Source organism: Pyxidicoccus caerfyrddinensis (genome assembly GCF_010894405.1).
GTDB lineage: Bacteria > Myxococcota > Myxococcia > Myxococcales > Myxococcaceae > Myxococcus > Myxococcus caerfyrddinensis.
The window spans coordinates 456591-466243 of the sequence record NZ_JAAIYA010000010.1 but is presented as its reverse complement, the minus strand read 5'-3'; the positions used below and the strand labels follow the sequence as shown (position 1 = coordinate 466243).

The 9653-nt window shown below is 69.6% G+C and carries 12 protein-coding genes; 4 read left to right on the top strand and 8 right to left on the bottom strand.

The features are described 5' to 3' along the window. On the top strand, positions 1 to 195 hold a 195-nt coding region (locus tag G4D86_RS52215; protein ID WP_420821865.1), incomplete at its 5' end, for a hypothetical protein. Between the two features lie 139 nt (positions 196 to 334). Here the strand turns inward: G4D86_RS52215 and G4D86_RS25865 are convergent. The 4 genes from G4D86_RS25865 to G4D86_RS25850 all read right to left on the bottom strand — a co-directional run bounded on the left by G4D86_RS25865 (position 335) and on the right by G4D86_RS25850 (position 4035). Further along, positions 335 to 799 carry a hypothetical protein gene (locus G4D86_RS25865; protein WP_163996687.1) on the bottom strand — a complete coding sequence of 155 codons (465 nt, stop codon included), beginning with the start codon at positions 797 to 799 and terminating at the stop codon, positions 335 to 337. Beyond that, positions 796 to 1854, bottom strand: coding sequence for a strictosidine synthase family protein (locus G4D86_RS25860; RefSeq protein WP_163996686.1), 1059 nt, complete (start codon positions 1852 to 1854; stop codon positions 796 to 798). The genes G4D86_RS25865 and G4D86_RS25860 overlap by 4 nt, the downstream gene beginning before the upstream one ends. Positions 1855 to 1920: 66 nt before the next feature. Beyond that, on the bottom strand, positions 1921 to 2961 hold the full coding sequence (locus G4D86_RS25855; protein ID WP_163996685.1) for a pirin family protein: 1041 nt from the start codon (positions 2959 to 2961) through the stop codon (positions 1921 to 1923). A 168-nt stretch (positions 2962 to 3129) separates the two neighbouring features. Beyond that, the gene (locus G4D86_RS25850; RefSeq protein WP_163996684.1) at positions 3130 to 4035 is read right to left on the bottom strand and encodes a LysR family transcriptional regulator; all 906 of its coding nucleotides are present in this window, start codon (positions 4033 to 4035) and stop codon (positions 3130 to 3132) included. A 122-nt stretch (positions 4036 to 4157) separates the two neighbouring features. Between G4D86_RS25850 and G4D86_RS25845 the strand changes: the two genes are divergently transcribed. Further along, positions 4158 to 4994 carry an oxidoreductase gene (locus G4D86_RS25845; RefSeq protein ID WP_163996683.1) on the top strand — a complete coding sequence of 279 codons (837 nt, stop codon included), beginning with the start codon at positions 4158 to 4160 and terminating at the stop codon, positions 4992 to 4994. A gap of 1 nt (position 4995) precedes the next feature. On the opposite strand, the gene G4D86_RS25840 is transcribed toward G4D86_RS25845, so the two are convergent. The 3 genes from G4D86_RS25840 to G4D86_RS25830 form a co-directional block, all read right to left on the bottom strand. After that, the gene (locus G4D86_RS25840; protein ID WP_163996682.1) at positions 4996 to 5712 is read right to left on the bottom strand and encodes a VOC family protein; all 717 of its coding nucleotides are present in this window, start codon (positions 5710 to 5712) and stop codon (positions 4996 to 4998) included. Further along, positions 5709 to 6185, bottom strand: a complete 477-nt coding sequence (locus G4D86_RS25835; RefSeq protein WP_163996681.1) for a MarR family winged helix-turn-helix transcriptional regulator — start codon at positions 6183 to 6185, stop codon at positions 5709 to 5711. The genes G4D86_RS25840 and G4D86_RS25835 overlap by 4 nt, the downstream gene beginning before the upstream one ends. Positions 6186 to 6274: 89 nt before the next feature. Beyond that, positions 6275 to 7186: a LysR substrate-binding domain-containing protein gene (locus G4D86_RS25830; RefSeq protein ID WP_163996680.1), complete on the bottom strand. Its 912-nt coding sequence runs from the start codon at positions 7184 to 7186 to the stop codon at positions 6275 to 6277. Between the two features lie 107 nt (positions 7187 to 7293). On the opposite strand from G4D86_RS25830, the gene G4D86_RS25825 reads away from it, so the two are divergent. Next, positions 7294 to 8190, top strand: coding sequence for a DMT family transporter (locus G4D86_RS25825; RefSeq protein ID WP_163996679.1), 897 nt, complete (start codon positions 7294 to 7296; stop codon positions 8188 to 8190). Between the two features lie 57 nt (positions 8191 to 8247). Continuing rightward, positions 8248 to 8853, top strand: a complete 606-nt coding sequence (locus G4D86_RS25820) for a Crp/Fnr family transcriptional regulator (protein ID WP_163996678.1) — start codon at positions 8248 to 8250, stop codon at positions 8851 to 8853. Here the strand turns inward: G4D86_RS25820 and G4D86_RS25815 are convergent. Continuing rightward, positions 8831 to 9508: a DUF4386 domain-containing protein gene (locus G4D86_RS25815; RefSeq protein WP_163996677.1), complete on the bottom strand. Its 678-nt coding sequence runs from the start codon at positions 9506 to 9508 to the stop codon at positions 8831 to 8833. The two genes, G4D86_RS25820 and G4D86_RS25815, sit on opposite strands and share 23 nt — an antisense overlap. Positions 9509 to 9653 lie beyond the last annotated feature (145 nt).

The window sequence follows — 9653 nt, the reverse complement described above, 5'->3', positions numbered from 1 at the left end:
CAGGCCGAGTTGCTGCTGCGGGCATTCAGCGCGTGCTACCTGCAGCGCGGAGATTGGAGGCGCCGGCGCCGCTCAGACTTCATCGCCCACCTCGATGCAAGCTGGCCCGAGTACAACCGCCTCTACGTCCATCCCTTCACATGGTTATGGACCCGAGCCAAGTTGCACAACTGGTTCGAGCGGCATCGCCGCTGACTATGTTGGATTACTTCGCGGACACTTCACTAGTCCTACTGTGTCATAAACGTCTGGTTTCCCCTCGGGAATGCCCTGTGCCAACGACTCTGCCAGCACGCCGTTTTCCGAGGGGGACGACCTTTATGACACAGTAGGACTAGGGGAGCGGCGTGTAGCGCAGCAGGGAGGCTTCGTACGACAGCGGCCCCGGGGTGTCGTCGGGCGTCGGTGGGCCCATCTCGAAGCGATACCTGCGGCCAGGCACGAACGCGTGGCCGTCGTGGATGCCGATATCGACGCTCAGCACCGCCGACTCCGCCTGGTACGGCGGAGGCCCCTCGCTCAGATACAGCACTGTCGAGAGCCGCTCACACGTCTTACAGTTGGACCGTGGCGGGCACGGCGGACAGTCACTGAAGCCCGCGACGTAGGCGTCAATCTGGAACCGGTCTCCGGCCGGCAGCGCCCCTTCGCGCAGCTGGGCGAAGGTGAGGGGCGTTCCCGGCGGCAGTCCGTGCTTCTCCGGTGGAAAGGCGGGATGACGGCGAGGCGCGCAGCCACTCGCGACGAGGAGGACGGCGGCGAGGCCGAGCAACACCCGGCGCGAGCGGTTCGTCGTCAAGGCAGCTCGCAGCGGAGCATATCCGGGTCGAAGACGGGGCCGAGCAGCATCCATTTCCCGGAGACCGCTGCCACGGCGCTGCCGGCTGTCTGCCGGCCGTCGTCGAGGAACACCTCCTCCATCTCGAACGTGTCTCCCGAGGACTTCAGCCGCAGCACCTGCGCGGGAGCTCGCGTCGCCCCGGACACGTCCTTCGCGTGGGCCACGAAATCCAGCAGCTTCGGGTGGGCGGCAATCCACAGCTCGCCTTTCGCATCCACCTCGATGTTGTCCGGCCCGGTCCCCAGTGGGAGCGTCTGCCGATGCGTCAATGAGCCCGAGTCCGCGTCCCGCGAGTAGACGGACAGTGAGCGCCCGACCACCTGCGCGAGGTAGACCGTCCGACCGTCCGCGGAGCGGTTGATGCCATTGGCGTAGGACGTGCCGCTGATGACTTCCCGGAAACCCTTGCCGTCGAAGTAGAGCACGTTGCCGATGGCGAGCTGCAGGTACTCCTCCACGACCTGCATGGCGCCCGGCGGGTAGTGGTGGTCGTTCGTCACATAGAAGCGCGCGGCGTCCACCGCCACCACGTCATTGGGGGAGACCAGGGCCGGGTCTCGCAGCGACTGGTGGTGGATGAGCATCCCGTCCGCACCGACCTGGAATCGTTCCACCTGCTGCTGCCCCGGCTCCGGGTGATTGACCACGAACAGGGTCTGCGCGCCGTCCGGGGCGACGAAGAGAGTGAGGCCGTGCGGGTGGAAGGCCTGCTTGAAGGCTCCGGTCAACAGCACGGGGGGCGCGGAGCTCGCCGGGTCGAGGCGATAGATTCCTCCCTGCACGGGGCGTCCGGCCAGCGTGGCGCGCCGGTCATCCGACGAGACGTAGGCGTAGCCGAGCGTCGGGTGGAAGGTGATGTCCTCGGCGCCGGGCATGCCGGACACCGGCGTGCAACGGCCGGCGAAGTGGGGGGCGAGGTGCTTGAACTGGCCCGCGTCCGCGAGCGTCTTCGCGATGAAACCCGCCAGCACCAGGACCAGCACGCCGAACCCGAGGAGGAGCCGCTTTTTCATGGAGGGCAGTCTAGCGTGGTTGCCATGCTGGCAGTGGGGGCTCCGCCTCCTGCGCGTCGCGAGTCCTCAGGCCGGCCGTTCGATCCGTCCGTCAGCGTGCCGCGCGAAGCGGCCTTCCTCGCGCGCGTGGACGGGGTCGTTGCTCGGCCAGGGCCAACCACCGAAGCCCGTGCGCTGGTAGTCCGCGAAGGCCTGCTGGATTTCCTGCCGCGAGTTCATCACGAAGGGGCCGTACTGGACGACGGGCTCGCCAATGGGACGCCCTTGCAGGAGCAGCAGCTCCGTCACGTCCGCGCCGTTCTCCAGCTCCACGTCCACGTCCGCGCGCAAGTCGATGCTGTGCGACGGCGCGATGGCGCGGCCCGCCACGCGCAGCCCGGAGCCGAGGAAGAAGTACAGCATGCGGTTGCTGCCACGCGCCGCCGCCGGCAGCGTCCAGCGCGCGCCCGGCGCCAGCTTGAGCGTCCAGATGGCCACGTCCGCGTCCGCGTGCGCGGCCCAGGACTTCGGCGGCGGCGGGGGTGCCTTCGTGTCCCCGAGCCGGCCGGCGACCACGGTGACTTCCGTGGTGCGTCCCGCCTCGTCTCTCGCGACGTACTGCGGGATGACGTGATTCCAGAGCATGGAGAAGTGCGGCTCCACGAGCTTGTTCGCGCGCGGCAGGTTGAGCCAGATCTGGAACAGCTCGACGGGGTTCGGGCTGTCACGCTTCAGCAGCGGGAACATCTCCGAGTGGTTGATGCCCGCGCCCGCCGTGAGCCACTGCACGTCGCCCCCGCCGAAGCGCGCCGCCGCGCCGAGCGAGTCGGAGTGGTCGAGCAGTCCGTTGCGGACGACGGTGACCGTCTCGAAGCCCCGGTGCGGGTGCTGGGGGAATCCGGGCACCACCGTGCCGTGGTACATGTTCCAGCCGTCCCGCCCGTCGAAGTCCTGGCCGAGGTTGCGGCCCGCGAGCGAGGCGGTCGGCCCCAGGCGCTCGTTGCCCGAAGGGTACCGGTCGTCGTGGTGCACGCAGAAGAGGAACGGGTCCGGCGTCCGCCACGGCATCCCGAGCGGCTCGACATGGAGGACGGCTTCCTGCTGTTGCTGGCCCTTCTGCTGACTCATTCCCTGCTCCTCTGCCTTTCCGGCGCCGCGCGAACAGCCCGCGGCGGTGGTGACTCCCGCCGCCGCGATCAGCTTCAGCGCCGCTCTCCGGCTCACTTCGTCCACGGTCCACCTCGCGTCTGATTCCGCTGGGGCCGCTCCATCCTAACAACGTGCCCTTCTCGCCGCTCAGCCCGCCCGGCCTGGCGCTGGCGCCCTCGCGAAGTCGACGAAGGCGCGGAGCGCGGCCGGGAGCTGGCGGCGGCTGGGGTAGTAGAGGAAGAACCCCGGGTAGGCGGGGCACCAGTCCTCCAGCACGCGCACCAGGCGGCCTTGCGCAATCAGCTCGGTCACCCTCGGCTCGAAGACATAGGCCAGCCCCACGCCCTCCAGCGCCGCGTCGACCATCAGGTTCTGCTCGGTGACGCTCAGCGGGCCGTCGACCTCGATGCTGACTTCCTCGGTGCCCCGCTCGAACTCCCACCGGTAGAAGGCGCCGCTGAGGAAGCGATAGCGGATGCAGGGCAGGGTCCGCAGGTCCTGCGGCGTCTTCGGCCGGGCATGCCGCTCGAAGTACTCCGGCGAGCCCACGACGGCGGACCGGATGCGGGGAACGATGGGCACCGCGAGCATGTCCGCTTCGAGGCTCTCGCCCAGGCGCACCCCGGCGTCGAAGCCCGCGGCGACGATGTCCGTCAGCGCATCCTCCACCACGAGGTCGACGCGCACGTCCGGGTACGCCCGCAGGAAGCGGGTGACGATGGGCATGAGCGCCAGCTGGGCGGACTGCAGCGCCGCGTTGATGCGCAGCGTGCCCATGGGCTGGCCGCGAAAGCTGTTCAGGTCCTCGATGGCGTCGTTGATGTCGCGGAAGGCGGGACGGATGCGCTCGAACAGGCGCTCGCCTGCTTCCGTCAGCGCGACGCTGCGCGTGGTGCGATTGACCAGCCGCACGCCCAGGCGCTCCTCGATGCCATTCAACGCGTGGCTCAGCGCCGAGGGCGACACCCTCAGTTCCACCGCCGCCTTCCGGAAGCTGCGGTGCGTGGCGATGGCCAGGAAGGGGGACAGGGCCGCCGGGTCGATGCGCTTCATTACTGAGATGAATTCATCAGCTCGATGAAGACTCAAGAGATTCTCTCAATGAAGTGCGGCCGGTACCTTCTGAATCGTCAGCCGGTCGCACTGCCCGGCGACGCACCCGAAAGGAATCCGCCATGCGCGTCTGGTTCATCACTGGAGCTTCCCGTGGTTTTGGCGCCCTCATCACCGCCGAGGCCCTGGCCGCCGGCGACGCTGTCGTCGCCACCGCGAGAGACTCCAAGAGTCTCACCGCGAAGTTCGGCGAGCACCCGCGCCTGCTCGCCGCCGCGCTCGACGTCACCCAGGAGGCGCAGGCCCGCGCCGCGGTGGAGGCGGCCGTGGCGCGCTTCGGCCGCGTCGACGTGCTGGTGAACAACGCCGGCTTCGGCCTGCTCAGCGCGGTGGAGGAGGCCAGCGCTCGCGACGTGGAGCGCGTGTTCTCCACCAATGTCTTCGGCCTGCTCGCCGTCACCCGCGCGGTGCTGCCGCAGATGCGGCGCCAGCGCTCGGGCCACGTCATCAACATGTCCTCCGTCGGCGGCTACGCCTCCTCCCAGGGCTGGGGCGTCTACTGCGCCACCAAGTTCGCGGTGGAGGGGCTCACAGAAGCGCTGCATGCCGAGCTGGCGCCGCTCGGCATCAAGGTGACGGTGGTGGAGCCCGGCTACTTCCGCACGGACTTCCTCGACGGGCAGTCCCTCTCCGTGTCCGAGCCCATCGCCGACTACGCCGCGTCGTCCGGTGTCACCCGCTCCTCCGCCACGACGCTGAACCACGCGCAGCCGGGCAACCCCCACAAGCTGGCGAAGGCCATGCTCACGCTGGTGGACGCGGAGCGGCCGCCGCTGCGGCTGCCCCTGGGGAGCGACACGGTCGCCGTCGTCGAAGCCAAGAACCGGCAGGTCGCCGAGGAGCTCGCCGCGTGGCGCGAGCTGGCCGTGTCCACCGACGGGTTCGACGCGACGGTGTGAGCTACCGCCGCCCGAGCATGCGCTCCAGGTGGTCCACGGCGCGCAGCTCCACCTGGAGGTGCTCGCGCTCCTCGGCGGACAGGGGAACCTGCTGGAGCTCGGCGCGCAGGGCCTTCGCGCGCTCCGGGTCATCCAGGGCCACCGCCAGCTCGGCGCGGGCCGCCAGGGCGCGGGCCCGGTCCACGGGCGCGGCGGGCTCGTTCCGGGCGAGCGCCACGTCGAGGACCTTCGCCGCCGCGGCGTCGTCCGTCTTGAAGTCCCGCAGGCGGGCGGCAGCGGCGAGCGCCTTCGCCAGCCGGGAGGAGGGCTCCGGCGCGGGGCGGGGCTTGGAGGCGCCGGCCTTCTCCCGCCGGACGAAGATGAGGGAGTTGCCATTCAGGTCCACCAGGGTGAACCGACCCTGGCCCGGCTTCATCCGCGTGAGCCGGGGGATGCCTGACACCGGGAGCCTGCCGAGCGTGCGCCGCAGGGCCTCGGAGAAGGTGGCATGCAGGGGTTCCACCTCGGGCATCACGATCAGGCAGGTGCTGTACGCGGCGGAGGGCTCCAGCCCCTTGAGGCCGAAGAAGTGCAGCTGGAAGTCGTCGCGCTGCACCACCGCGTACGGATTCGGCGAGGTCTGCCGATAGGTCACCTCGAAGCCGAGGGCCCGGTAGAAGTCCAGCGTCTCGTCGAGCGAGACACAGGGGAGGAGGGGAATCGTCGACGTGCCGCTCATCGCGCGCCTCCCGCCCGGCTGTCGGAGGCGGTGTCTTCCTCCAGGCGCTGTCGCACCTGGCGCAGTCCCTCCGCCGCTGACCGCAGCGCCTTCGCGTCCATTCCCGCGGCGAGCTGGTTGGCCCAGGTCGCCTGGCGGGCCTCGACCTTCCGGAGCGCCTCGCGGCCCCGAGGCGTCAGCGCGATGAGCTTCGCGCGACGGTGGTGCGGATTCTCCCGGTACTCGATGAAGCCATCGCGCTCCAGCGCATCGGCGGTCTGCTGCACGCTCTGCCGGGCAAGCCCCATGACGCGGGCGACGTTCGCCACCGGCGCCGGCTCGTGGTCCACCACGCCGAGCACCTGCCAGCGGGCGCTGCTGAGCCCCAGGGACTCCGTCAGCGCGTCTCCCGCCTCCAGCGCCAGGCCGTTGACTCGGAACACCTCCAGCACCAGCTCCGTGAGGAGCTCTCCCGCTGCCGTGAGCTTCGTCATGGACAGGCTTCTGCCAATTCGACAGGTTCCTGTCAATATGGCCGAAGGTCGCTGCCGCGCCCGAGGGCCGGCGGCAGCGCGCTTCGCGCCTACCGGGTCCGGGGAGGCTCCGCGGGCGGGCGCGCGGGTTGCTGGAGCACCCAGTCGACGAAGGTCCGCGCCGCGGGCCGCAGCCGCCGGTGCGCCGGGTACACCACGAAGTAGCCGAAGCGCGCGGGCAGGGTGGGGCCGGGCAGCCGCACCAGGCGCCCATCCGCGAGGTACGGCGCCACAATCTGCTCGCGCCCGAGCGCCGCGCCCAGGCCGTGCACCGCGGCTTTCAGCGCGTCCGTGGTGTCGCTGAAGCCGTGGCGCTCGTCGAACTGCACGTCGCGCACGCCCGCCGCGCGGAACCAGTCCGCCCAGCCCTGGCGCGACAAGTCCCTCACCAGCGGCAGCTTCGCGACATCCGCCGCGTCCCGGACGTCCTGGAGGCCGGCCAGCCGAGGCGAGGCCACGGGGAAGAGGGCGTCGTCCATCAGGTGGTGCGCCGTCAGTCCCGTCCAGTGGCCCTCTCCGTGGCGGATGGCCAGGTCGGGGCCGCCTTCGTCGAAGCGCGCCAGCGAGGCCTCCGTGTCTATCTGGATGCGGATGTGCGGGTGCAGGGTGGTGAAGGCCGGCAGGCGCGGCAGCAGCCAGGTGTACGTCAGTGAGTGCAGCGTGTTGATGCGCACGCGGTTGCGCTCGTCACGCGCGGCGCTCAGGCCGCGCAGCACTCCGTCGATGTCCGCCATCGCGCTGCTGGCCGTGTCCGCGAGCTGGCGTCCCTCGGCCGTAAGGGACACGCCGCGCGCATGGCGCTGGAAGAGGGCGACGCCGAGCTGTGCCTCCAGCTTGCGCACATGGTGGCTGACCGCGCTGGCCGTGAGGTGCAGCTCCTCCGCCGCGTGGGCGAAGTTCTGGTGACGGGCGGCGGACTCGAAGGCCGCCAGGGCCGGGAGCCAGTCGGAGGGCAGGGGCATGACGAGCCTCAAATCATATTTGTGGCTGCCTGGAAAAACATGCGCTTGTGGGGAAGGGCGCTCGGCGACATCTAGGGGACAGCCAACAGTCATTTTGGAGCCTCGCCATGAGCTCAACCACGCTGGTCCGTCCCGTCTCTCCCTCACTCGCGGTCACTTGGCAGACGCCGCTCGAGCTGGGGCTGCTGGGCGCCATCTGGGGCGCGTCGTTCATGTTCATGCGCGTCGCGGCCAAGGACTTCGGCGCAATGCCCCTGGTGGAGCTGCGGCTCGCGCTGGGTGCGCTCGTGCTGATGCCGTTCCTGTGGCGCGCGCGGGCCTCCTTCCCGCTGAAGCTGTGGCCGAGGCTGGCCCTGATTGGGGCCATCAACTCGGCGGTGCCGTTCGCCCTGTTCGCGTGGGCGGCGCAGCGGGCGCCGGCCGGCATCGGCGCCATCTGCAACAGCATGGCGGTGCTGTTCACCGCGCTGGTGGCGTTCCTGTTCTACGGCGAGCGCATCGGCTCGCGGCGCGCGGTGGCGCTGTTCGCGGGCTTCGCGGGCGTGGTGGTGCTGGCCAGCGGCAAGACGGCGGGCGCGAGCATCGGCTGGGCGGTGGCGGCGGGCACCACGGCCGCGTTCCTGTATGGCATCGGCGGGAACATGGTGAAGCGCAACCTCACGGGCCTTCCGGCCGGTGCCGTGGCGGCGGCCACGCTCCTGTGCTCGGCGGTGCTCATGCTTCCGTTCGCCGCCGCGTCGTGGCCGGAGCACTCCATTCCCCTGCGGTCCTGGCTGTGCGCCGGGGCGCTCGGTGTGCTCTGCACCGGGGTGGCCTATGCCATCTTCTACCGGCTCATCCAGCGCATCGGGGCGGCGCGTGCCTCCACCGTCACGTATGTCGTCCCACTGTTCGCCGTGACGTGGGCGTTCTTGCTCCTGGACGAGCCGCTGACGGTGCCCATGGTCATCGCCGGGACGTTGATTCTCGGCAGCGTGGCGCTGAGCCAGAAGCAGCCGGCGTAGGGAAGCGGGAATGAGCCGGGGTGGGCGAGGGAGAGCTGCTACGCTCCCTTCACTCCCATGAAGCACAAGCTCCTCGACTACTTCTCCAGGCTGTCCCCGCTTTCGGAGGAGGAGGCCCGGGCGATTCTGGACAGCATGGTGGTGAGGACCTTCAAGAAGGGCACCGTCCTCCTGGAGCAGGGGCAGGTCTGCACCGAATGCTACTTCGTCCTGGAAGGCTGCGTCCGGCAGTACTCCCTGGTGGACGGTGAGGAGCGCAGCAACGGCTTCTTCACGGAAGAGCAGTGGGTACTCTCCCTGCGCAGCTTCATGAACAAGACTCCCGCCGAGCACTTCCTCGTCTGTGCCGAGGACACCACGCTGGTCGTGGGCAACGAACAGAAGGAGAGCGACCTCTACGCGCGCTTCCCGCGCTTCGAGTCCATCTCCCGGCGCGCCATGGAGCAGGTGATCGTCGAGCAGCAGGACCGCCTGGCCTCGTACGTCACCGACACACCTGAGCAGCGCTACCTGCGGCTGCTCGAGACGCGGCCCGACCTGCTCCAGCGCATCCCGCAGTACCAACTGGCCAGCTACGTCGGCGTGAAGCCCGAGTCCCTGAGCCGCATCCGCAAGCGCCTCGCGTCCAGGGGCGGACGTCCTACGCCGCGGCGGAGCGGGTGACGGGCCGGAACCCCTTCGCCATCAGCCAGCCTCCCAGGAGCAGCTCGAACAGCCCACCCGGCAGCGAGAGGATGGTGCCTACGGGGAGCCCGAGGAGCTCCAGGACACACCCCAGCGCCAGCAGGGCGTAGCCGGCCACTCCGAGCAGGGCCAGGGAGGATGGCGCCAGACCGGAGCGGAACAGCAGTACACAGAACGCCACGCTGCCCGCTCCCAGCACGAGCATGGCGAGCTGGTAGGCCCAGAAGTTTCCTCTCGCGAGGAGCGTCGTCAGGGTCAGCAGCTCCTGCGCCCCGGAAGCCCCGAGGCCTTGTGCACCTTCTCCGAGGTGGAGGATGGAAAGCAGGAAGAGGACTCCCACGGTCAGCAACAGCGCCTCCATCACCCTCGTGCAGAGATAGGCCAGGGTGATATCCGGGTGGTGCCTCCTGCCGATGGGGAAGAAGAGCACGCCGATGCCCACCACCATCGCGGAGTCGAGCAGCAGGAGCAGTGCACCGGCGACATACCGGGTGCGGTGCTCGATGACCTGGGACAGCGGGTCCGCGCCCTCCAGCAGCGAGCCGATGACGGCGGAGCCGATTCCGTAGGCGAAGAAAGGGAGGATGAAGAGGAGACCCAGGACCCTGCCGGGTTTGTGATTGGCTGTGTTCATATCGAGGCGCGGTGCCGTGATGCACCGTCATGGCCTCGAGAGTAGAAGGGGCCTCCGCCTGGTTCATTGACTCGGGTCAAGAAACGAAGGCCCCGACACGGCGGCGCGCGCAACAGGGCGCGCCGCCGCCCGCGTCCGGAGGAAG

Bases quoted from the DNA above. Each gene is read 5' to 3' on its own strand.
- G4D86_RS25835 (WP_163996681.1), bottom strand. From the start codon at position 6,185: ATGACGAAGCTCACGGCAGCGGGAGAGCTCCTCACGGAGCTGGTGCTG.
- G4D86_RS25825 (WP_163996679.1), top strand. From the start codon at position 7,294: ATGAGCTCAACCACGCTGGTCCGTCCCGTCTCTCCCTCACTCGCGGTC.
- G4D86_RS25840 (WP_163996682.1), bottom strand. From the start codon at position 5,712: ATGAGCGGCACGTCGACGATTCCCCTCCTCCCCTGTGTCTCGCTCGAC.
- G4D86_RS25830 (WP_163996680.1), bottom strand. From the start codon at position 7,186: ATGCCCCTGCCCTCCGACTGGCTCCCGGCCCTGGCGGCCTTCGAGTCC.
- G4D86_RS25820 (WP_163996678.1), top strand. From the start codon at position 8,248: ATGAAGCACAAGCTCCTCGACTACTTCTCCAGGCTGTCCCCGCTTTCG.
- G4D86_RS25855 (WP_163996685.1), bottom strand. From the start codon at position 2,961: ATGAGTCAGCAGAAGGGCCAGCAACAGCAGGAAGCCGTCCTCCATGTC.
- G4D86_RS25845 (WP_163996683.1), top strand. From the start codon at position 4,158: ATGCGCGTCTGGTTCATCACTGGAGCTTCCCGTGGTTTTGGCGCCCTC.
- G4D86_RS25860 (WP_163996686.1), bottom strand. From the start codon at position 1,854: ATGAAAAAGCGGCTCCTCCTCGGGTTCGGCGTGCTGGTCCTGGTGCTG.
- G4D86_RS25850 (WP_163996684.1), bottom strand. From the start codon at position 4,035: ATGAAGCGCATCGACCCGGCGGCCCTGTCCCCCTTCCTGGCCATCGCC.
- G4D86_RS25815 (WP_163996677.1), bottom strand. From the start codon at position 9,508: ATGAACACAGCCAATCACAAACCCGGCAGGGTCCTGGGTCTCCTCTTC.